The sequence below is a fragment of the Ruegeria sp. AM1 genome, assembly GCF_056540745.1.
This window is the reverse complement of record NZ_JBQFXH010000002.1, coordinates 139077-160589: the sequence shown is the minus strand read 5'-3', so window position 1 is coordinate 160589 and position 21513 is coordinate 139077. Positions and strand designations below refer to the sequence as shown.

Annotated in this window: 19 protein-coding genes and 1 riboswitch; of the genes, 5 read left to right on the top strand and 14 right to left on the bottom strand. The window is 59.0% G+C overall.

Annotation, left to right across the window (positions count from 1 at the left end; genetic code table 11):
• Positions 1 to 29 precede the first annotated feature (29 nt).
• Positions 30 to 1973, bottom strand: coding sequence for an AMP-binding protein (locus tag ACR0I7_RS08605; RefSeq protein WP_480510699.1), 1944 nt, complete (start codon positions 1971 to 1973; stop codon positions 30 to 32).
• Between the two features lie 522 nt (positions 1974 to 2495).
• On the opposite strand from ACR0I7_RS08605, the gene ACR0I7_RS08600 reads away from it, so the two are divergent.
• The gene (locus tag ACR0I7_RS08600) at positions 2496 to 3179 is read left to right on the top strand and encodes a dimethylsulfonioproprionate lyase family protein (RefSeq protein ID WP_480510022.1); all 684 of its coding nucleotides are present in this window, start codon (positions 2496 to 2498) and stop codon (positions 3177 to 3179) included.
• A gap of 206 nt (positions 3180 to 3385) precedes the next feature.
• Here ACR0I7_RS08600 and mutT read toward each other — a convergent pair whose 3' ends face one another.
• The 3 genes from mutT to ACR0I7_RS08585 are packed head-to-tail and all read right to left on the bottom strand — an operon-like array spanning position 3386 to position 5861.
• Positions 3386 to 3784, bottom strand: coding sequence for an 8-oxo-dGTP diphosphatase MutT (mutT, locus tag ACR0I7_RS08595; protein WP_480510020.1), 399 nt, complete (start codon positions 3782 to 3784; stop codon positions 3386 to 3388).
• Positions 3781 to 5007, bottom strand: coding sequence for a bifunctional glutamate N-acetyltransferase/amino-acid acetyltransferase ArgJ (gene argJ, locus ACR0I7_RS08590; RefSeq protein ID WP_480510018.1), 1227 nt, complete (start codon positions 5005 to 5007; stop codon positions 3781 to 3783). The genes mutT and argJ overlap by 4 nt, the downstream gene beginning before the upstream one ends.
• Before the next feature lie 5 nt (positions 5008 to 5012).
• Entirely contained in the window at positions 5013 to 5861 is an 849-nt protein-coding gene (locus ACR0I7_RS08585) for a peptidylprolyl isomerase (RefSeq protein ID WP_480510016.1), read from the bottom strand.
• Between the two features lie 176 nt (positions 5862 to 6037).
• Here ACR0I7_RS08585 and secA point away from each other — a divergent pair, with 176 nt between their 5' ends.
• The 3 genes from secA to ACR0I7_RS08570 all read left to right on the top strand — a co-directional run bounded on the left by secA (position 6038) and on the right by ACR0I7_RS08570 (position 11360).
• Positions 6038 to 8755, top strand: a complete 2718-nt coding sequence (gene secA / locus ACR0I7_RS08580; protein WP_480510014.1) for a preprotein translocase subunit SecA — start codon at positions 6038 to 6040, stop codon at positions 8753 to 8755.
• A 100-nt stretch (positions 8756 to 8855) separates the two neighbouring features.
• Positions 8856 to 9779, top strand: a complete 924-nt coding sequence (locus ACR0I7_RS08575) for a hypothetical protein (RefSeq protein WP_480510012.1) — start codon at positions 8856 to 8858, stop codon at positions 9777 to 9779.
• 24 nt (positions 9780 to 9803) lie between these two features.
• Entirely contained in the window at positions 9804 to 11360 is a 1557-nt protein-coding gene (locus ACR0I7_RS08570) for a substrate-binding domain-containing protein (RefSeq protein ID WP_480510010.1), read from the top strand.
• A gap of 3 nt (positions 11361 to 11363) precedes the next feature.
• On the opposite strand, the gene radC is transcribed toward ACR0I7_RS08570, so the two are convergent.
• From radC to dnaK, 9 genes are all read right to left on the bottom strand, one after another.
• Positions 11364 to 12119 (bottom strand): RadC family protein, encoded by a 756-nt coding sequence (gene radC, locus ACR0I7_RS08565; protein ID WP_480510008.1) that lies wholly within the window; start codon positions 12117 to 12119, stop codon positions 11364 to 11366.
• 43 nt (positions 12120 to 12162) lie between these two features.
• Positions 12163 to 13119: a HesA/MoeB/ThiF family protein gene (locus ACR0I7_RS08560; protein WP_480510006.1), complete on the bottom strand. Its 957-nt coding sequence runs from the start codon at positions 13117 to 13119 to the stop codon at positions 12163 to 12165.
• Entirely contained in the window at positions 13116 to 13712 is a 597-nt protein-coding gene (locus ACR0I7_RS08555) for a thiamine phosphate synthase (RefSeq protein ID WP_480510004.1), read from the bottom strand. The genes ACR0I7_RS08560 and ACR0I7_RS08555 overlap by 4 nt, the downstream gene beginning before the upstream one ends.
• Positions 13709 to 14479: a thiazole synthase gene (locus ACR0I7_RS08550; protein ID WP_480510003.1), complete on the bottom strand. Its 771-nt coding sequence runs from the start codon at positions 14477 to 14479 to the stop codon at positions 13709 to 13711. Before ACR0I7_RS08550 ends, ACR0I7_RS08555 begins: the two co-directional genes overlap by 4 nt.
• Positions 14480 to 14481: 2 nt before the next feature.
• Positions 14482 to 14676: a sulfur carrier protein ThiS gene (gene thiS, locus ACR0I7_RS08545; protein ID WP_480510001.1), complete on the bottom strand. Its 195-nt coding sequence runs from the start codon at positions 14674 to 14676 to the stop codon at positions 14482 to 14484.
• Positions 14660 to 15637, bottom strand: coding sequence for an FAD-dependent oxidoreductase (locus tag ACR0I7_RS08540; protein WP_480509999.1), 978 nt, complete (start codon positions 15635 to 15637; stop codon positions 14660 to 14662). The genes thiS and ACR0I7_RS08540 overlap by 17 nt, the downstream gene beginning before the upstream one ends.
• The gene (gene thiD / locus ACR0I7_RS08535; RefSeq protein ID WP_480509997.1) at positions 15634 to 16437 is read right to left on the bottom strand and encodes a bifunctional hydroxymethylpyrimidine kinase/phosphomethylpyrimidine kinase; all 804 of its coding nucleotides are present in this window, start codon (positions 16435 to 16437) and stop codon (positions 15634 to 15636) included. Before thiD ends, ACR0I7_RS08540 begins: the two co-directional genes overlap by 4 nt.
• A gap of 45 nt (positions 16438 to 16482) precedes the next feature.
• A riboswitch (TPP riboswitch) is annotated at positions 16483 to 16587 on the bottom strand.
• Positions 16588 to 16721: 134 nt separating this feature from the next.
• Complete coding sequence (gene dnaJ, locus ACR0I7_RS08530; RefSeq protein ID WP_480509995.1) at positions 16722 to 17870, bottom strand: molecular chaperone DnaJ; 1149 nt, start codon at positions 17868 to 17870, stop codon at positions 16722 to 16724.
• Positions 17871 to 17944: 74 nt separating this feature from the next.
• Entirely contained in the window at positions 17945 to 19852 is a 1908-nt protein-coding gene (dnaK, locus tag ACR0I7_RS08525; RefSeq protein ID WP_480509993.1) for a molecular chaperone DnaK, read from the bottom strand.
• A gap of 213 nt (positions 19853 to 20065) precedes the next feature.
• Between dnaK and ACR0I7_RS08520 the strand changes: the two genes are divergently transcribed.
• A complete protein-coding gene (locus ACR0I7_RS08520; RefSeq protein ID WP_480509991.1) occupies positions 20066 to 20668 on the top strand; it encodes an alpha-ketoglutarate-dependent dioxygenase AlkB family protein in 603 nt (200 codons plus the stop codon).
• Here the strand turns inward: ACR0I7_RS08520 and ACR0I7_RS08515 are convergent.
• Positions 20665 to 21486, bottom strand: a complete 822-nt coding sequence (locus ACR0I7_RS08515; RefSeq protein WP_480509989.1) for an ABC transporter permease — start codon at positions 21484 to 21486, stop codon at positions 20665 to 20667. The genes ACR0I7_RS08520 and ACR0I7_RS08515 overlap by 4 nt on opposite strands.
• Positions 21487 to 21513: the final 27 nt, after the last annotated feature.

Sequence of the window (21513 nt, the reverse complement as noted above, 5' to 3'; positions counted from 1 at the left end):
CGCAGGTCGAGCGGCGCGCGACAGGCTCCTCATTCCGCCGCCACCTTATGCAGTACGACCGGCACAACCGGCGCATCGACAATCTCCAGCGTCGCAGAGATCGAGCCCTTGCGACCATCCTCATAAGTCACCTCGGTGGTCGTAGACACACTCGACGACCCGTCATAAAGCGCTGAAATGATGTCGTGGAACTTCTCCTCAACAAACCCGCGCCGCACCTTTCGGGTCCGGGTCATCTCGCCATCATCGGCATCCAGTTCCTTGTGCAGAACCACAAAACGATGCACCTGACAGCCCGACAGCATCTCATCCGCCGCAACCGACTTGTTCACCTCTTCGACATGGCCTCGAATGGTCTCTAACACGCGTGGATTTGCTGTTAATTCCTGATAGGACGCATAGGCCACATTGTTGCGCTCCGCCCAGTTTCCCACTGCCGTTAGGTCAATATTGATGAAGGCCACACAGCGATCCTTGCCATTGCCGAACAGCACGACCTCAAGAATATCGGGATAGAACTTCAGCTTGTTCTCGACATATTTCGGCGCAAACATCGACCCATTGGCCATTTTGCCCACGTCCTTGGCCCGGTCGATAATCCGTAAATGGCCCGAGCTTTCCTCGATGAACCCTGCATCCCCGGTCGCCACCCAGCCCTCGGCATCTTTGGTCGAGGCCGTAGAGTCCGGGTTGTTGTAATACTCCACGAACACGCCGGGCGAGCGGTAGTGAATCTCGCCACTGTCATCAATTTTCAGCTCAACCGCAGGTGCGGGTACGCCCACGGTATCGGCCCGCACTTCGCCATCAGGCTGCTGAGTGATGAACACAGTCGCTTCGGTCTGGCCATAAAGCTGCTTCAGGTTGATCCCCAAAGAGCGATAGAAATCAAATATTTCCGGCCCGATCGCCTCGCCCGCCGTATAGCCGACGCGAAACCGGCCATACCCCAAAGTATCCTTGAGCGGCCCATAAACCAGCAGATTGCCCAGCGCGTATTTCAGCTTGTCACCAAGGCCTACGGGTTTGCCGTCGAGCAACTGACCGCCGACTTTCTTGGCATGCGCCATGAAGTGGTGGAACATGCGCTGCTTAAACTTGCCAGCATCCTCCATCCGGATCATCACATTGGTCAGCTGCGTCTCGAACACGCGCGGCGGGGCAAAGAAATAGGTCGGCCCGATCTCGCGTAGGTCCGTCATCATCGTATCAGCACTTTCGGGGCAGTTCACACAGAACCCGCACCAATAGGCCTGACCGATGGAAAAGATGAAATCGCCCACCCACGCCATCGGCAAATAAGACAAGATATCTTCGTTCTGCTTCAGGTCGTCGAACTCAGCAGAATTCTTGGCCGTTTCAATGACATTACGATTCGAGAGCACTACGCCCTTGGGCTTGCCGGTGGTGCCCGAGGTGTACAGCATCACGCAGGTATCGTCATAGGTGATCGCCGCAATGCGCTTGTCCAGTTCCGCATCAAACCGCGCGTGACCTGCGCTACCCTCGGCCATGATATCCTCAAGCGCATTCATCTGGGAGTGGTCGTATTTCCGCATCCCGCGCTTGTCAGTGTAGAGGATGTGTTTGACCTGATGCAGGTTTTCCTGAATCTCGACAACCTTGTCGACCTGCTCCTGATCGCCGCAGACAACGTATTTTGCGCCGCAATGCTCCAGCACATAGGCCATCTCTTCGGCGACCGAATCCTGATACAAAGGCACCGGAACAGCGCCCACCATCTGAGCGGCAACCATCGACCAGTAATGCGCTGGACGGTTGCGGCCTATGACGGCGATGTGGTCGCCTTTCTCAACGCCCAGCTCCAGAAACCCCAGCGCAATGGCGCGGATTTCCGTGGCCGCTTCTGCCCAGGTCCAGCATTGCCAGATCCCGAATTCCTTTTCCCGATAGGCCGGGGCATCCCCGAACTGGGTCGCATTGCGGTGTAACAGCGCCGGAAGGGACTGCATCCCTTCGGCGTCCGACTGCGTCTGAGCCAAATCTTTTTCTCCTCCCCACCCGACCCCTCCCCGGGCCGGAAATGGCGGGTCCGAGTCATTGCCCGAACGCCAACGCCCCGATTAGGGACGGGCAAAGGATCAGCGTCAAGTTTTGCCTGATGTTTTCTCAATTCTTACGAATTGTAACAGGGGTGAAGGGGGGATGTTTCCATTTGTACAAAATGTACAAATCGCCAATTAGTGCGCGCAAGAAAGAGCCGCATTGTTTTGTATTCCACTTCTTCGCCAATACGCTGCTGAGGATTTGACAACGGCCATGGGTAAGTAGCGCATAAAAAGCAGCTTGGAGCCCATAGCGCCCGATACCGAGCTGCACACAGATATCAGCTTTCGGCTTAACCGGCGGATCGGGTCATACAAGTTTGAACCAAACATCAATCATTCTCGACCAACGGGAGCAGGGTGCTTGGCGGCACAGGTTTTTAGCGTTACTGCGACGTGTAGATCACAGCGACTAGGCAAGGGTTTTAGATGACAATTCCGACAGTTCCGCGCCTTAAGGATAGACCGAACTGGCTCTACCTTCTGAGGGAGTTCGATACGTTATATCGACATGGTTCCGCAGGAGGCAGCAGTGCCATTCGGGCGCATCGCAAAGCTGTACGCGATCGACTATCAGCTACGATGGCGCGCAACCCGGAAATCCTTCAGAGGACCAGTGAAGCAAAACCAGTAACGGCACATCTGCCTCGTGCGCTGGATTTAGGAGAGAGAGCGGCCATGCAGGGTATGGCCAGAGCCCTTCGTGAGGTCCGGGATGAGCTTACTTGGGAGTATGGCTACGAGCGCATTCCAAAAGCCCTCAGCCAGAAATACGCCTATTGCGAATTCCTCGGACCTAAGGGGCCTGTTCAATGTGAAAACCTGATATTAGGATTTGTTTTGTTTGCGCCGAGCACAACCTATCCTCAGCACAGTCATCAAGATATCGAAGAAAGCTATATTTCTGTTGCTGGTGCGTGGTCAGAAAACCATACAGCCGTGTTTGCGCCGGGATCTCTGATACTCAACCGATCAGGTGATGAGCACAGAATTACGACTGGAGATCTCGATCCATGCTTGTTGGCCTACGCTTGGACCGGCCCAGAGGCTCGTCTAAAATCTCCCAACATGCGGCTAACCGGAACACGCATAACTAAGGCGAAGACGGAGTGACACCCCTCCTTTCTGGTCCGAACGTCAAGCTATTCGGACCTAAAGATTCGCACAAGTCTGAGAGATTCATCGGTGGCAAAAAGACCAGAGTTCTAACCTCGGCGACACATGGTCTCGGTCTGCTATAGGCGTTGAAGTCTTACGGCAGTTTTGTCCGCATACACGACTTCTAGACTTATCAACTCGAATGACTTTTGTGTTTCGCGCTACAGCCAATCCCGCAAAATCGGGATCAGCGGTACATCCGCCGCGGGCATTGGGTAGTTCCGCAGGTCATTCGCGCGCACCCATTTCAGGGCCTGACCTTCTTTCGACTGCGGGATGCCGTCCCATTTGCGGCAGGCAAAGAGCGGCATGAGCAGGTGGAAATCGTCGTAGCTGTGGCTGGCGAAGGTCAAAGGCGCGAGGCAGGAGGTCCAGGTGTTGATACCCAGCTCCTCCTGCAATTCGCGGACTAGGGCGGCTTCGGGGGTTTCTCCGGGTTCAATTTTACCGCCGGGGAATTCCCAAAGGCCCGCCATGGATTTGCCCTTGGGGCGTTGGGCCAGCAGGACGCGGCCCTCGATGTCGATCAGGGCGACGGCAGATACCAGAACTGTTTTCATGAACGATAATCCGCGTTGATCTCGATATAGCCGTGGGTCAGATCGCAGGTCCAGACGGTGGATGCGCCCTCGCCCAGCCCCAGATCGACAGCGATCACGAGGTTCTGGCCTTTCATATAAACGGCGGCGTCTTCTTCGCGATAATCGGGACTAACCCAGCCTTTTTCGGCCACGAGGATGTCACCGAAAGAGATGCTCAGGCGGTCGCGGTCGGCCGCAGCGCCGGATTTACCAATCGCCATGACAATACGGCCCCAATTCGGATCTTCGCCCGCGATGGCGGTTTTGACCAGAGGTGAGTTGGCGATGGCAAGTCCATGGGTCTTGGCGTCGGCGTCCGTGGCTGCTCCGGTCACTCGGATTTCGACGAACTTTGTGGCCCCTTCGCCATCGCGGACCACCTGATGGGCAAGGTCACGCATCACGGCTTCCAACGCCTCGCCAAAGGCGGCATTGCCGGTGGCATCAACGCCTGATGCGCCGGTTGCGCAGAGCAGCAGGCTGTCCGAGGTCGAGGTGTCACTGTCCACGGTGATGCAATTGAAGGTCCGGTCTGTCTGCGCGCCCAGCATGGCTTGCAGCGCGGATTGGTCGACCTGCGCGTCGGTGAAGATGTAGACCAACATCGTCGCCATATCAGGCGCGATCATGCCAGACCCCTTTGCAATCCCTGCAATAGAGACTGTTTTCCCGTCAATCTCGACCTGCGCCGAAGCCCCTTTGGGGAAGGTATCCGTGGTCATGATGGCGCGCGCGGCGTCTTCGATGGCGTGGCGGCTGAGAGTAGATTTCAGGTCTTCCAGCCTGGCCACGATGCGGTCATGCGCCAGAGGCTCACCGATCACGCCGGTTGACGACGTAAAGACCCGCTCCTCGGCCACGCCGGTGGCTTTGGCGACGGCCTGCGTCACCTCGGCCACCGAGGTTTGGCCATAGTGGCCGGTGAAAGCATTGGCGTTGCCCGAATTCACCAGGATCGCCGCAGGGCCGTCATTGGGGCCGCCGATCTTGTCCTGACAATCCAGCACCGGCGCGGCGCGGGTGGCCGAGCGGGTGAAAACCCCAGCCACGGACGTGCCGGGATCCAGCACGGCCAGCATCACATCGGTGCGGCCCTGATAACGCACGCACGCCTCAACCGTGGCGAAACGGACGCCATCGATGGCGGGCAATTGCGGAAAACCCGCCGGGGCAAGCGGCGAAACCTTGGTGATCGTGGCCACGGGGCTTACTCCTGAATCAGGTCCAGCTGACGGATGATTTCAGGTCCAGAGCCCTCTAGCGCAGGGCGTTCGATCTGAGCCTGCTCGGTCAGTTCTTCAATCCGGGCCTGAATCGCCTCTTGCCTGATTGTCTGGGCAAGTTGATCGCGCACGGCGGCCAGTTCAGGGGCCTCGGATTTGCGCTTGTCATTCAGCTTGACCACATGCCAGCCAAACTGGGTCTGAACCGGATCAGAGACTTGCTCTTTTTCCAGCGCAAGAACGGCGTTTTCGAACTCGGGCACCATCTGCCCTTTGCCGAACCAACCCAGCGCACCGCCATTGGGGCCGGATGGGCCGGTGGATTTCTCTTTCGCAAGCTCGGCAAAATCGGCGCCGTCATCCAGCTGGGTTTTCAGGTCATTGGCCTCTTCTTCAGTTTCGACCAGAATGTGGCTGGCGTTGAACTCATCCTCGCCTTCGAACTCGGCATATTCGGCATCATAGGCGGTTTGGATGGCTTCATCTGTCACCTCAGCCTCGGTCAGGGTGCTGACGGTCTGCACCGCCTGCAACGACCGGGTTTCGTTTTCTAATGTCAGCTGGTTCAGCGTAGACAGGCCATCCTGCTGCTGCCCCAGCAATTGCTGCTGAACCAGCTGTTCGAGAATGAAGTCATAGAGGACATCATCTTCCAGCTGCTGGTACTGTGGCGGCAGGTTTGCGGCGGTGGCAATGACGTGACCCAATGTTATCTCATCGCCGTTAACGCGCGCCACCACGGTGTCCGCATCGGGCTTGGTTTCGGCAGCCAACGGCAGCGCCATCAGGGCAGCAATTGCCAGCGATGGCAAAAAAGTGAGGCCTTTGGGCATTGAATCATCCTATTTTCTTGCCGCGACGGGGCACGGCGTTGACACTCTGGTACCTGCCGCTTACATCGCCTTGAAGCCTTGGACAGGGCCGCCTTTCTCCCCCCGTATCTATGGGTTGCGCGCAAGGTGGGCAAGCCTGTCGCAACCACGATAAGAACAGATCCGCTGGAGTGAACATGCTGGGACTCGGAACGCTCGCCAAAAAGGTGTTCGGAACACCGAACGACCGCAAGATCAAGGCGACCCGCCCGCTGATCGAAAAGATCAACGCGCTGGAGCCCGAGTTCGAAAAACTGTCGGATGACGGTCTGGTTGAGAAGACCGAAGAGCTGCGCAAACGCGCGCTGGATGGCGAGAACCTGGACGATCTGCTGCCCGAAGCCTTTGCCAATGTCCGCGAAGGGGCCAAACGCGCGCTGGGCCTGCGCGCCTTTGACGTGCAGCTGATGGGCGGTGCCTTCCTGCATCAGGGCAATATTTCCGAGATGAAAACCGGCGAGGGTAAAACCCTTGTCGCGACCTTCCCGGCCTACCTGAACGCACTGACCGGCAAAGGCGTGCATGTGGTCACGGTGAACGAATATTTGGCCAAGCGCGATGCGGAATGGATGGGCAAGGTGTTTGGCGCGCTGGGTATGACCACCGGTGTGATCTGGTCAGGCCAGCCGGATGCCGAGAAAAAGGCCGCCTATGCCTGCGATATCACCTATGCCACCAATAACGAGCTGGGCTTTGATTATCTGCGCGACAACATGAAGGCCGATCTGAACGAGGTCTATCAAAAGTACCATAACTTCGCGATTGTGGACGAAGTGGATTCGATCCTGATCGACGAAGCAAGAACGCCGCTGATCATCTCGGGTCCGTCGCAAGACCGTTCGGACCTGTATACAGCAATCGATGCGCTGATTCCGTCGCTGCAGGACGATCACTTTACCCTGGATGAAAAGTCGCGCAACGTGACCTTCACCGATGAAGGCAACGAGTTCCTGGAAGAGCAGCTGCTGGCCGCGGGTCTGATCCCCGAAGGCCATTCGCTGTATGATCCCGAAAGCACCACGGTTGTACACCATGTCAATCAGGGCCTGCGCGCGCATAAACTGTTCACCCGCGACAAGGATTACATCGTCCGCGACGGCAACGTGGTTCTGATCGACGAATTCACCGGTCGCATGATGCCGGGTCGCCGCCTGTCCGAGGGTCTGCACCAGGCCATCGAGGCCAAAGAAGGCGCGCCGATCCAGCCGGAAAACGTCACTTTGGCCAGCGTGACGTTCCAGAACTACTTCCGCCTCTATGACAAGCTGGGCGGCATGACCGGTACCGCGCTGACCGAAGCCGAAGAATTCATGGAAATTTACGGCCTCGGTGTGGTTGAGGTCCCAACCAACCGCCCCATTGCGCGCGAAGATAAGGACGATCAAGTCTATCGCACCGCGCCCGAGAAATACAACGCGATGATCCAGCAGGCGAAGGAAGCCGCTGAGAAGGGTCAGCCGGTTCTGCTGGGCACAACCTCCATTGAAAAATCGGAATTGCTGAGCCAGTTGCTGACCAAAGAAGGCATCGAGCACAACGTTCTGAACGCCCGCCAGCATGAACAAGAGGCGCAGATTGTTGCCGATGCGGGCCGTCTGGGCGCGGTGACCATCGCCACCAACATGGCCGGTCGCGGCACCGACATTCAGTTGGGCGGCAATGTCGAGATGAAGGTGCTGCAGGCGCTGGCCGAACATCCCGACGCAGATCCCGCCGACCTGCGAGCTGCTGAAGAAGCCAAACACGCGGAAGAAAAGCAAAAGGTGCTTGAGGCGGGCGGTCTCTATGTGATGGCCTCGGAACGTCACGAAAGCCGCCGCATCGACAACCAGCTGCGCGGTCGTTCTGGCCGTCAGGGGGACCCGGGCCGGACCGTATTTTACCTGAGTCTCGAAGATGACCTGATGCGCATCTTCGGCTCGGAACGCCTGGACAAGGTTCTGACCACATTGGGCATGAAAGAAGGCGAAGCGATTATCCACCCCTGGGTGAACAAATCGCTGGAACGCGCGCAATCCAAGGTCGAGGGCCGCAACTTTGACATGCGCAAGAACGTTCTGAAATTCGACGATGTGATGAACGATCAGCGCAAGGTCATCTTTAACCAGCGGCGCGAGATTATGTCGGCAGATGATCTGTCGGATATCGCATCGGATATGCGCGAACAGGTAATCGACGATCTGGTCGATGAATATATGCCGCCCAAATCTTATGCGGATCAATGGGATACAGATGGTCTGCATGAGGCGATCAAAGACAAGCTGAACATGGAGGTTCCGGTTCAGGACTGGGCCGGCGAAGAAGGCGTGGATGACGAAGACATTCGCGAGCGGCTGGTCAAGGCTATGGATGACATGATGGCGCAAAAGGCCGTGGCCTTCGGCCCCGAGAACATGCGCAACATCGAAAAACAGGTGCTGTTGCAGACCATTGACGGCAAGTGGCGCGAGCATCTGCTGACGCTGGAGCACCTGCGCTCGGTGGTTAGCTTCCGTGGCTATGCCCAGCGCGATCCGCTGAACGAATACAAAACCGAAAGCTTCCAGCTGTTCGAGACCATGCTGGAAAGCCTGCGCGAGACCGTGACGCAGCAACTGGCCCGCGTACGCCCGCTAACCGAAGAAGAGCAGAAAGAGATGCTGGCGCAGATGGCGGCACAACAGGCTGCCACGCAAAAGACCGTTGAGGCCGCCACCGAGCAGGCCGAAGCAGTGGCCGAAGCCGATGCATCGGGCGACCCGCGCCCCGGTTTCGTCGAGGATGATCCCTCAACCTGGGGCAACCCATCACGCAACGACAAATGCCCCTGTGGATCTGGCAAAAAGTTCAAACACTGCCACGGCCGGTTGACCTGACGTCACCCACCCCTGAACACAATGACACCGCGTCGCGGCCACATATTGGCCGCGATTGTTAACGAGAGTGCGACTCGCTCCTTCAACTGGGGAGGGTGTCTTGTTTGTTATTAAGAACTACGTGACCACGTGTGGCACAGTGGCCTGTGCCCTTGCGATTGGTTACTTGATGCAGAGCGGTTCCAAAGCGCAGTCGGATGATGCGCCGATCCAGCACGCCTCGATGGCGGGCGAAAGTTCGGTCATTGCCGGTCTGGAAGGTATTGTTCTGACATCCTCTTCGCCGGCGGATATTCAAAATCCAACTGCGACCACTACTCACAGCACACAAACAGCCAAGCGCACCCTCCCCGCGAAGCAGACAGATTGCAGCCTGAGCGCCCGCGCTCGGGCCATCCCCCAAGCAAATGCCCGGCTGAGTATCAAGGCCCCCTGCAAAGCCGGTCAACATGTCGAAATTCACCACAGCGGCATGCGCTTTACCGCGCTGACGGATCGCAACGGACGGGTCGATCTGGCGATCCCGGCCCTGACCGAATATGCGATCTTTCTGATCTCTTTCGATGGCGATGAAGGGACGGTTGCCACCACGCATATCCCCGATCTTGCACAGTATGAGCGCGTGGCGCTGCAATGGCGCGGCGCCACCGACCTGCAGCTGCATGCGCTGGAATTTGGCGCCAGCTATGGCGGCACCGGTCATGTCTGGGCCGACGCGCAGGCACAGGGCACCGGCAGCGTTGTCCATCTGGGCGTCGCGGGTTCGGACGCGGTTCAGAACGTCGAAATCTATACCTTTCCGGCGCAGACCGCAGAGCAAAGCGGATCAATTGCACTGACCGTCGAAGCCGAAGTGACCGAGGCCAATTGCGGCCACGACATAAGCGTTCAGTCGCTGGAATTGCGCGCGGATAGGCGCCTGCGGTCGCGTGATCTGACGCTGGCACTGCCCGCCTGTGGAGCCGGGAATGATTTTCTAGTGTTGAATAATCTGTTCGAAGACCTGACAATCGCAGCAAAGTAACCGCAGGCAGTCAAACGGTCCCCTATGAATTTTTTTCGCGCGGCATTTGCCGTGGTGTCGCTTTTGGCAGGTGTTACAGGCGCTGCGGCGCAGGACATCACACTGACCTCTCATGATGGCAAGGTCGAAGTCACCGGCAATTTGCTGAGCTTCGATGGCGAGTTCTACCGCGTCGACACCCAGTTTGGAGAGCTGACTGTGGATGGCTCCGGCGTGACCTGCGATGGTCCGGCCTGCCCCAACCTGATCGATTTTGTGGCGGAAGTCAGCCTGTCGGGCGCGTCGGTGATGGCGGAAACCCTGCTGCCTGCGCTGATCGATGGCTTTGCCCAACAAGAAGGGCTGGAGGTCAAACGGAGCGATCTTGACGGGGACCGCTTTGTCTATGCCCTGCATCAGCCGGGCCGTCAGGCGCCGTTGGGCCGGTTGACCCTTCATGCGGGCAATACCGCGCAGGGTTTTGCCGATTTCATCAGCGATCAGGCGGATATGGCCCTGGCCCTGCGCGAGATCCGCCCGGCCGAAGCCGCAGCCGCGCAAGAGGCGGGTCTGGGCGATCTGACACGACCAAGGCGTTCGCGCGTGCTGGCGCTGGATGCGGTCGTGCCGGTGGTGTCGCAGGACAATCCGATCCGGCAGATTCTGCCCAGCGATCTGGCGCGGGTTTTCTCGGGCGAGGTCACCAACTGGTCCGACTTAGGCGGCGCAGACGCGCCAATTGCGCTGTATCTGCCGCAGGCCGGGGGCGGGCTGGCACAGGCGGCTGAGGATTTGCTGCTGATCCCTGCCGACACGCCTGCTGATGCGACCGTAGAGAGCTTTGCCCGCAACAGCGATCTGGTTACCGCAGTCGCCCGGGATCCATTTGGTATCGGAATCGCCAGTCATGCGGAACGCGGCACAGCACAAGCGCTGCCGCTGGCCGGGGGCTGCGGATATGCGCTGACGGCCACGCGCCAGTCGATCAAGACCGAGGATTATCCGCTGACCTCGCCCATGTTCCTGTACCTGCCGCAAAGGCGGCTGCCCCGGATCATCCGCCAGTTTCTGGCCTATACCCAAAGTGCCGAAGCGCAGATGGTGATCCGGCAGGCCGGGTTCGTCGACCAGGCGCCCGAAACAATCCGGATCGGACTGCAGGGGGACCGGCTGGCCAATGCTATCACCGCCGGTGGGGTCGAGGTCGGCCTGGACGAATTGCAACGGATGCTCGAAACGCTGCGCCCACTGTCGCGCCTGTCGCTGTCTGTTCGGTTCGAGGCCGGCTCTTCCCGCCCGGACGCACAGTCGCGCTCCAACATCCTGCAGCTTGCCCAAGCGTTGGAAAGCGGTGCCTTTGATGCCCGCAAGCTAATCTTCGTTGGCTTCAGCGATGGGGACGGCGCAGCCTCGGCCAATGCAAACATCGCCCTGCGCCGCGCGCAGACCGTGCGCAATGCGGTGCTGAGTGCAGTGGAAACCACCGTGCCAGACAATGTCGAGATCAGTGTCGAAGGGTTTGGCGAGGCGATGCCTATGGCCTGTGACGACACCAAGTGGGGACGCAAGGTCAATCGCCGCGTCGAGATTTGGGTGCAATAGCGGCTAGAGATAGCCTTCGGACCGAAAACTCAGCTCGGTCGATTTGCCGATAATGAGATGATCATGCAGTGTCAGGCCCAGCGCGGTACAGGCATCCTGAATGCGATTGGTCATGTCGATATCGGATTGTGACGGCGTGGGATCGCCTGACGGGTGATTATGCACCAGAATCAACGCTGAGGCATTCAATTCCAGTGCGCGCTTGGCCACCTCGCGCGGATAGACGGGGACGTGATCCACCGTGCCCTTGGCCTGTTCCTCGTCAGCAATCAGCACGTTTTTGCGATCCAGATAAAACACCCGGAATTGTTCGATCTCACGATGGGCCATGGTGGTGTGGCAATAATCCAGCAGTGCGTCCCAACCTGATATGACCTGCCGCTGCATCACCCGCGCGCGGGCCATGCGGTGGGCGCAGGCCTCAAGGATTTTCAGATCGGTGATCACTGTATCGCCCACGCCCTTGATCTGACGCAGCCGCTCTTCAGGCGCGGTCAGGACACGGTTGAAATCGCCAAACGTATCCATCAGCCGTCGCGCGAGCGGTTTCACATCCTGACGGGGGATCGAGCGGAAGAGAACCAGTTCCAGCAATTCATAATCCGGCATCGCAGCCGATCCGCCCGACATGAACCTTTCGCGCAGCCGCCGCCGGTGGTCTTTGATGTAGGAGGGTAACCGACCCGACGGCAGCGGCTGCGGCGGCGCTTCGTCCGTATCAAACAGCATGGGGGCTTCGGCAAAGGCATCCTGTGTCATGCGCTCAGAGTGGCGCAGATTCGGTTTCTGAATGGTTAACCGCTCAGGAGGCGGAGGCGGCAACCAGCACAATTTCCCCGCGCCAATCCGGGGCAAGACGCTCCGCCACGCGCCACGCACGCAATCCGCTGGCGCAGCAGAGGGCCAGCGTTTGCCCACCCTTTGTGGCCAGATCATCCGGCACGCTGCGCAGGGCCGAAGGATGAAGCGGGGTTGGTGCCTCATCCAAACCGCGCAACTCGACGATTAGTTCGTCGCCAGAAAGTTGCGCGGCCGATACAAACCTAAAGGGATGTGCCGGTTCGGGCGCTCCATCGAATCTGAAGCTGGTGCTGCGAAAACCCAAGGCGTCAAACTGAACCATCTGACCCAGCGGCGAGGGGGTCAGGCCCAGAATCACGCTGATCGCCATTTGCGCCTGCATCGCCCCGATCATGGCAACAACCGGCCCAAGCACTCCCGCCGTGGCGCAGCTTGCCCCGCTATCCGGGGCATCGGGAAACACCGCCCGCAGCGAGGGCGCGCCACCACAAAAGCCACCGACATATCCCGCTAAACCCAGAACCGACGCGCTGATCAGCGGTTTTCCCAGCGCAAGACAGGTATCGGACAAGATATAGCTGGCCGCGTAACTGTCCGCGCAATCCAGAACCACATCCGCTTGCGAGACAAAACGCTGCGCATTCGTACTTGTTAGAGCTTGTTTTTTTTCCTCAACCGTGATCTCACTGTTCAGCGCACGGCATCGCTCGGCCGCAACTTCGGCCTTGGGCCGGCCACAGTCGTTTTCCCCAAACAAGGTCTGGCGATGCAGGTTCGACAGGGCCACCGTATCGCGATCCATAAGGGTCAGATGACCGATCCCCGCCCCCGCCAACAAAGGCAGCACCGGCGCAGCCAGACCACCCGCGCCCACCACCAGAACACGCGCACCGGACAGGCGTTTCTGCCCGTCTGCCCCGACCTCGGGCAAGGTCATCTGACGGGCATATCGGCTCATCGTGTGGCCTCGATCCATTCACGCACACGGGTTTCAGGGGCCGCGTTCAGGGTGATGTCGGTGACGACAGAGACGATGTCTGCCCCGGCCTGCAAAACGCCCTGTGCGCGCTCGACGCTCATCCCGCCGATCCCGACCAGAGGGATATCGCCAACGCGCGCCTTCCATTCGGTCACGCGGGGCAGGCCCTGCTGCTCCCATTTCATCTTTTTCAGGATCGTTGGATAAACCGGACCCAGCGCGACATAGTCGGGGGCCATGCTGAGGACCCGCTCCAATTCGTCATCGTCATGGGTGGAAACACCTAGCTTTAGACCCGCTTTTCGGATGGCTTTCAGGTCGGCCTCGTCCAGATCCTCTTGCCCCAGATGAACCCAGTCGCATCCGGCATCGATGGCGGCCTGCCAATAGTCGTTCACCACCAGAACCGTCCCATATTGGCGGCAGAGGTCACGGGATTGGGCGATCTGGTCACGCACAACCACATCAGACTGATCCTTGACCCGCAGCTGTACCAGCCGAATGCCAAGCGGCAGCATCCGGTGCAGCCAGTCGGAATGGTCGAAAATCGGGTAAAACCGGTCGAGCGTCATGACAGAAAGGCCTTTCCGATAACCGGGGTTGAAGGTTCCGCCATATCGCGCGCCTCAATCGGGTCGGCGAGATACGCCAATCGCCCGGCTTGCACCGCCAGCGCCATGGCCTGCGCCATCTGTGCCGGGTCCCCGGCGCGGGCCACAGCGGTGTTCAGCAGCACCGCATCAAACCCCAGCTCCATCGCGCGGGCCGCGTGGCTGGGCAGGCCGATACCGGCATCGATCACCAAGGGGACATCGGGAAATTCCGCCCGCATCGCGCGCAGAGCATATTCATTATTCAGCCCCCGGCCCGACCCAATCGGCGCACCCCAGGGCATCAGAACCTCGCATCCGGCCGCCAGCAGGCGTTCACCCACGATCAGATCGTCGGTTGTATAGGGAAACACCTGAAACCCTTCGTCGGTCAGGATGCGCGCCGCCTCGACCAGTTGAAACACATCTGGCTGCAAACTGTCAGTGTGCCCGATCAGCTCCAGCTTGATCCAGCGCGTATCAAACACCTCCCGCGCCATATGAGCGGTGGTTACGGCCTCTTTCACCGTGTGGCATCCGGCGGTGTTGGGCAGGACATGCACGCCCAGCTCTCGGATCATGGTCCAGAATGTCTGGCCTGCCCCTCCGGCCCCTTCGCGGCGCAGAGAGACAGTGGCCACGCCTGCACCGCTGTCCCGAAACGCCTGTTCAAGGATTGCCGGGCTGGGATACTGCGCAGTACCCAGCATCAGCGGGTTCGAGAGTTCGGTTCCATAGAAGGTGTTCATCTTCAGCCCCCTTGCATCGGTGCAACAACTTCGATCCGGTCGCCATCGGTCAATTGGCGGGCGATGCGCAGGCTGGAGGGCACGAAATCCTCGTTCACTGCGGTGGCAACCCGGCCTGAGAATCCGCATTCCGCCAGCAGGTCCGACAGGGTTTGCGCGTGGACATCACGCGGCTCGCCATTAAGCACGATCTTCATCAACCATCTCCGAATGTTTGTTCTCAAGCGCCAGATCGGCCACCCCCTGCGCCAGTGCGGGGGCCAGCAGATAGCCGTGGCGATACAGCCCGTTTGCATAAATCGTCCGCCCCAGCCGCCGGATGCGTGGAAGATTGTCGGGAAAGGCGGGGCGCAGATCGACCCCGATCTCTAGAACTTCGGCCTCGCCAAAGGCGGGGTTCAAGGCATAAGCGGCGCTGAGCAGTTCCAGCATCGAGCGCGCTGTGATCCGACCGCTATCCTCAGATTCGATCATCGTTGCGCCCAGCATATAGATGCCGTCGCCACGCGGCACGATATAGAGCGGCATCCGTGGGTGCAGCAGGCGCACCGGGCGCGTCAGCGTCACATCGGGGCAGCGGATCACCAGCATCTCACCCTTTACGCCGCGCAGATCATGCAGATATTCGCGCGCGTGCAGGCCCCGGCAATCAATGGCGTTGTCAAGACGCGCAGGCGCCAGCGTTTTGTGAAACACCACCCCGTCCTGCCACAGGTGTCGATAGAGATCGCGCAGCGCGGTGCGAGGATCCAGATGTGCCTCGGCGGCGAAAAGCAATCCCTTGCTGAACCCGTGCAGATCAGGCTCTAATGCGGAGATTTCTGTCTGATCGACATCCTCAAACCCTTCGGTCCGGCGCGCGAAGCGGCGCAGGTCCGGCAAGTCTCGGGCATTGGCCACCACCAGCGTTCCCCGGTGATGCACCTGCGTCCGCGCGGCCCACCAGTCGATAGAGGTCTGGCCGAGGCGCAAAACCGGTTCTTCGGCGTTTTCATATTCGCACCAAGGCGCGAGCATACCGCCGGCCCACCAGGAACATCCATGCGGTCCCGGCGGCCCTGCGGGGTCAAAAACCTGCACCCGCGCGCCACGGGCCGACAGCTCGCTGGCGACCGCCAGACCGGCGACGCCTGCCCCTATGACAGACCAGACCGTCATGCGGACCAGACCTGATGAAAATGGTGCACCGGTCCGTGCCCCCGGCCGACATTCAACTCATCCGCCCGCGCAATCGCGCCCTGAACATATCCATGGGCGCGATGGGTGGCGTCTGCCAAACCCTGCCCCTGTGCCAGACCGGCAGCAATGGCAGACGACAAGGTGCATCCTGTGCCATGGGTATTCCGGGTGGCTTTGCGGGGCGCTGTGAACTCGGCCAATACGCCCGATGCGTCGATCAGAAGATCATGGCAAATATTACCGTCGCCATGCCCGCCTTTCATCAACACGGCCCGGGCGCCCATCTCGCACAGCGCGCGGCCCTGCGAAATCATCTGGTTCGGTGTCCGCGCCGCATCCTGATCCAGCAGGCAGGCCGCTTCGGGCAGATTAGGGGTCAGCAGCGTTGCGCGCGGCAGCAGAACGTCGCACAGGGTCTGCACCGCCTCTGCGGCCAAAAGCGCGTCGCCCGATTTGGCGACCATCACGGGATCGAGCACAACCGGCCCGTCAAAGCCCGACAATCCCCCGGCCACCGTCCGAATGATCTGGGGCGTGGCCAGCATCCCGATCTTGATCGCGCCAACGTTCAGATCGCTGAGGACCGCATCGATCTGTGCCGCGATGATCTCGGGGGGAACACTGTGAACTGCGGTGACGGCCTGCGTGTTCTGCGCCGTCACTGCCGTCAGCACGCTGGCCCCATACACGCCCAGCGCTGACATCGCTTTGAGGTCGGCCTGAATCCCGGCGCCGCCTCCGCTGTCCGATCCTGCAATTGTCAGCGCAATATCTGCCACGTCGTTGCTCCATCTTCAAAGGGCAACGGGGCATGGAAAACGTCTGTGCATCGTAAGACCGTTCCCTACGCCGGTATTGCCCGGATCAGGTTCGATGGGTTAGCGCAGCCGCGCCTCTCAGCCCCAAACGAGGCACCCCAACGGTTGATGCGGAACATCTCAGGAGCGCGGCCAATAATCAAGGGAATTTTGCGACGCCCTGCTTTAAGCCCGAACGTAGCCCTTTATGAACAGAAAAAAGGCCGCGCAAACTGAGCGGCCCTTAATAAGAGCATGCGTTCCAATCAGCTCTTCATGCCATCCCAAAAGGATTTCACGGATGAGAAAAAGCTTTTTGATTCCGGGTGGTTATCTTCGCCCAACTCTTCAAACTCGCGCAGCAGCTCGTTTTGGCGGCTGGTCAGATTGACGGGTGTTTCCACGGCCAGCTCGATGAACATATCGCCAACGCCGCTGCCGCGCAGGGCAGGCATACCCTTGCTGCGCAGGCGCATCTGGCGACCGGATTGACTGCCTGCGGGAATCTGAACGCGACCGCGCCCGCCATCAATGGTCGGAACCTCGATCGATCCACCCAGCGCAGCTTTGGCCATGCTGACAGGAACACGGCAATAAAGGTTCACGCTGTCGCGTTCGAACAGCTTGTGCTGAGACACCTCGACAAAGATATAAAGATCCCCCGGAGGGCCACCGCGCATTCCGGCCTCACCCTCGCCAGCCAAACGGATTCGGGTGCCGGTTTCGACGCCTGCCGGGATATTCACCGACAGGGCGCGGTCTTTTTCAACCCGGCCCGCGCCACCACAGGCTTTACAGGGGTTCTTGATGATCTGACCCAGACCCGAACAGGTCGGGCAAGTGCGTTCAACGGTAAAGAAACCCTGCTGCGCGCGGACCTTGCCCATGCCAGAGCAGGTTGGGCAGGTTGTGGGTTCGACACCACCTTCGGCACCGGTACCCTCGCACGACGAACAGGCCACTGCAGTAGGCACATTGATCGTCTTTTGTAGGCCTGCATAGGCTTCTTCCAGAGTCACCCGCAGGTTATAACGCAGGTCCGACCCGCGCGCAGCGCGTCGTCCGCCGCCGCCACCCCGCTGGCCACCCATGAAATCGCCAAACAGGTCGTCGAACACATCCGAAAATGCGCTGGAGAAATCGCCCTGACCAAAACCGCCACCGGGGCGGCCACCGCCCCCCATGCCGTTTTCAAACGCGGCATGGCCAAAGCGGTCATATGCTGCTTTGCGTTCTGCATCTTTCAGAACATCGTAGGCCTCGTTGGCCTCTTTGAACTGAGCCTCAGAGTCCGGGTTGTCCTTGTTGCGATCCGGATGCAGTTCTTTGGCTTTCTTGCGAAAACCCTTTTTTATCTCATCCGCCGAAGCGCCCTTGGACACGCCGAGCACTTCGTAATAGTCGCGTTTGGACATCAGTGTTTCCTTCTGCCTCAACGTATTTGGGCCGGCCCGGCAACCGGACCGGCCCGCATTGGCCCGGTTACCCGTTAGTTACGCTTGTCGTCGTCCAGATCTTCGAACTCGGCGTCGACAATGTCATCATCACCCGGTGCGGCATCTGCTGCTGCAGGCTCTTCTTCGCCTTCTTCCGCTTGCGCCTTATAGATGGCTTCACCCAGCTTCATGGCCGCTTCGGTGACGTTCTGAATGCCCGACTTGATCTTGTCGGCATTTTCAGTTTCCAGCTCGTCCTTGAGCGCGGCAATCGCCAGCTCGATGGCTTCGATGGTGGTCGGGTCGACCTTGTCGGCATGCTCTTCCATCGACTTTTCGGTCGAGTGGATGAGGCTTTCCGCCTGGTTCTTGGCGTCGACCAGCTCACGGCGTTCCTTGTCGGCTTCCGCGTTCTCTTCGGCGTCCTTAACCATCTTGTCGATGTCCTCATCGGACAGACCGCCCGAGGCCTGGATAGTGATCTTCTGCTCTTTGCCGGTGCCTTTGTCCTTGGCCGAAACCGAGACAATGCCGTTGGCGTCGATGTCAAAAGTCACCTCGATCTGAGGCATGCCACGCGGTGCCGGCGGGATATCTTCGAGGTTGAATTGACCCAGGATCTTGTTGTCCGCAGCCATTTCACGCTCACCCTGGAACACGCGGATGGTCACGGCGTTCTGGTTGTCTTCAGCGGTCGAGAAAACCTGAGACTTTTTGGTCGGGATTGTAGTGTTGCGGTCGATCAGACGGGTGAACACGCCACCCAGCGTCTCAATGCCCAGCGACAGCGGGGTCACGTCCAGCAGAACCACGTCTTTGACGTCACCTTGCAGAACACCGGCCTGAATGGCGGCACCCATTGCAACCACTTCGTCTGGGTTCACACCCTTGTGCGGCTCTTTACCGAAGAACTTGGTGACCTCTTCGATGACTTTCGGCATCCGGGTCATACCACCGACCAGTACGACCTCGTCTACGTCGCTTGCCGACAGACCGGCGTCTTTCAGAGCAGCGGCACAAGGCTTCATCGACTTCTTGATCAGGTCCGAGACCAGCGATTCCAACTTGGCACGGGTCAGTTTCATGACCATGTGCAGCGGCTGGCCGTTCGAGCCCATCGAGATGAACGGCTGGTTGATTTCGGTCTGCGAGGTCGAGGACAGTTCGATCTTGGCTTTCTCAGCGGCTTCTTTCAGACGCTGCAGCGCCATCTTGTCCTGGCTCAGGTCGACACCGTGTTCTTTTTTGAACTCATCCGCCAGGTAGTTGACGATGCGCATGTCAAAGTCTTCACCACCCAGGAAGGTGTCACCGTTGGTCGATTTAACCTCGAACAGGCCGTCGTCGATTTCCAGGATGGTCACGTCGAAGGTACCACCACCAAGGTCATAAACCGCGATGGTTTGGGTTTCTTCCTTGTCCAGACCATAGGCCAGAGCGGCGGCCGTCGGTTCGTTGATGATCCGCAGCACTTCCAGACCGGCGATTTTACCGGCGTCTTTGGTGGCCTGACGCTGTGCGTCGTTGAAATATGCCGGAACGGTGATAACCGCCTGCGTGACTTCCTCACCCAGATAGCTCTCGGCGGTTTCCTTCATCTTACCCAGAGTGAAGGCCGAGATTTGGCTTGGGGAGTACTTTTCACCGCGCGCTTCAACCCACGCGTCACCGTTGCCGCCATCGACGATGGCGTACGGCACCATTTTCTTGTCTTTTTCGACTTCCGCATCATCCACACGACGACCGATCAGACGCTTGACGCCAAAGATCGTGTTGTCGGGGTTGGTGACCGCCTGACGTTTAGCAGGCTGACCGACCAGACGCTCATCTTCGGTGAAGGCGACGATCGAGGGCGTGGTCCGCGCCCCTTCGGCATTTTCGATGACCTTCGGCTGCGAGCCGTCCATGATGGCCACACAAGAGTTTGTGGTACCGAGGTCAATCCCGATTACTTTTCCCATTTTTCAATCCCTTTCTCTTCAAGGCGATGTCCCGAGGGCTGGACCCGTTATGGCATCCCATCCCCGATCTGATGTGCGCGACAGCACTACACCATCGCGCGTCGAGGCGTATATAAGGGCGGGATAAGGGGCCTGCAAGCGTTCAGAAAGGCAGGTTTTCGGGATTTTGTGGCCTTTTTTGGCAAGGTTTCGGCAAGGATTGGGGATTCTTGGATGGCACAGCTGCTTTTGCGCGGGTTTGACATCAGAAAAGGCTATCTGGATGGCGCGGCACAAGCTGAGATTGTCGAAGCGCTGCGGCCGATTCTAAAAACCGCACCGCTGTTTCGCCCCACGACGCCTTCGGGAAAACAAATGTCGGTGCGCATGACCTCAGCCGGGGCGCTGGGATGGGTTTCGGACAAAGCCGGATACCGGTATCAGGACAGCCACCCAAAGGGCGCGGTCTGGCCTGCCATTCCCGACAGCATCCTGCAAATCTGGCACACGGTTTGCACAACAGACCGCGATCCGGATTGTTGTCTGATCAACTACTACGGCGAAGACGCGCGTATGGGGATGCATCAGGACAAGGATGAGGCGGATTTCTCATGGCCGGTCCTGTCGGTCTCGCTGGGGGATGATGCGCTGTTTCGCATCGGTAATACCACGCGCGGCGGCAAGACCGAGTCGCTGTGGCTGAACTCGGGCGATGTTGTCATCATGGGCGGCCCGGCCCGGCTGGCCTATCACGGGATAGACAGGATACGCTTTGGTTCATCCCGCCTGCTGCCCAAGGGCGGACGTATCAACCTGACCTTGCGGGTTGCAACCTAGCGACGGGCATTCCAGCTCTGCGAGACGTGTTTGCGGGTGTAGAAGATGCCCAAAAGACCAATCGTCATAAGTGCAACCCCGACCCAAAGGGCGTATTCCCAGCTGGTGTTGCGCGGAAAATAATTGCGGAACACAAACCCCCGGCACTGGTCAATCGCGTGAAACAGCGGGTTCCAGGTGAACATCAGCAGCAACCCGCCGCCCAGCGCATTGGCCACGAACATTTTTCCTGAAAAGATCATGTTCATACGGCGATAGATATTGGTCATAATCTCCACAGTCTTGGGAAACCACGGCTTGAGCGCCATAAAAATCATGCCAACCGTACATCCGACATACCAGGCAAGGATCAGCATCGCAAAAGCGCCGCCCGGGTGCTGAATCTCAAGCGGAGCAACCAGAACGCTGTAGAGAAACAGGATTACCATCAACGAGACCAACTGCGTATAGAGCGTACCAAAAGCCGTCGCCAACAGCACAACCATCAGATTCATCGGCGAATGCAGCATCATCGGGTTGTTACCGGCACCAACACCAGCGATGGCCCCGACCGATTTGATATGCGTCATGAACAGGAAAACACCTGAAAGCAGGTACAGTATGAATTCACCCCTGACCTTGGCAACGCGCGTGCCCATGAATGACATGATCGTATAGAACACCGCGACCAGCACCAGAACCTGCAGAATATTGACCAGAATGGCGATGACAGCATTCGAATGCTGAGAACGCACATTGCGCACGACAGCATGGTAGATGATCTCCGCCATCGTGAATGCGCCGCCCAGCAGCGATTGATTTCGCTTATAATAAAACACGCGCGCGCTCTTTTCCGCTTTATTACC

Excerpts from the sequence above, each read along its gene's own strand:
- secA (WP_480510014.1), top strand. The coding sequence starts at position 6,038 with ATGCTGGGACTCGGAACGCTCGCCAAAAAGGTGTTCGGAACACCGAAC.
- ACR0I7_RS08520 (WP_480509991.1), top strand. The coding sequence starts at position 20,066 with ATGGCACAGCTGCTTTTGCGCGGGTTTGACATCAGAAAAGGCTATCTG.
- dnaK (WP_480509993.1), bottom strand. The coding sequence starts at position 19,852 with ATGGGAAAAGTAATCGGGATTGACCTCGGTACCACAAACTCTTGTGTG.
- ACR0I7_RS08555 (WP_480510004.1), bottom strand. The coding sequence starts at position 13,712 with ATGACGCTCGACCGGTTTTACCCGATTTTCGACCATTCCGACTGGCTG.
- ACR0I7_RS08560 (WP_480510006.1), bottom strand. The coding sequence starts at position 13,119 with ATGAGCCGATATGCCCGTCAGATGACCTTGCCCGAGGTCGGGGCAGAC.
- dnaJ (WP_480509995.1), bottom strand. The coding sequence starts at position 17,870 with ATGTCCAAACGCGACTATTACGAAGTGCTCGGCGTGTCCAAGGGCGCT.
- ACR0I7_RS08550 (WP_480510003.1), bottom strand. The coding sequence starts at position 14,479 with ATGAACACCTTCTATGGAACCGAACTCTCGAACCCGCTGATGCTGGGT.
- ACR0I7_RS08585 (WP_480510016.1), bottom strand. The coding sequence starts at position 5,861 with ATGCCCAAAGGCCTCACTTTTTTGCCATCGCTGGCAATTGCTGCCCTG.
- radC (WP_480510008.1), bottom strand. The coding sequence starts at position 12,119 with ATGACACAGGATGCCTTTGCCGAAGCCCCCATGCTGTTTGATACGGAC.
- ACR0I7_RS08605 (WP_480510699.1), bottom strand. The coding sequence starts at position 1,973 with ATGCAGTCCCTTCCGGCGCTGTTACACCGCAATGCGACCCAGTTCGGG.
- ACR0I7_RS08600 (WP_480510022.1), top strand. The coding sequence starts at position 2,496 with ATGACAATTCCGACAGTTCCGCGCCTTAAGGATAGACCGAACTGGCTC.
- ACR0I7_RS08570 (WP_480510010.1), top strand. The coding sequence starts at position 9,804 with ATGAATTTTTTTCGCGCGGCATTTGCCGTGGTGTCGCTTTTGGCAGGT.
- ACR0I7_RS08540 (WP_480509999.1), bottom strand. The coding sequence starts at position 15,637 with ATGACGGTCTGGTCTGTCATAGGGGCAGGCGTCGCCGGTCTGGCGGTC.
- mutT (WP_480510020.1), bottom strand. The coding sequence starts at position 3,784 with ATGAAAACAGTTCTGGTATCTGCCGTCGCCCTGATCGACATCGAGGGC.
- thiS (WP_480510001.1), bottom strand. The coding sequence starts at position 14,676 with ATGAAGATCGTGCTTAATGGCGAGCCGCGTGATGTCCACGCGCAAACC.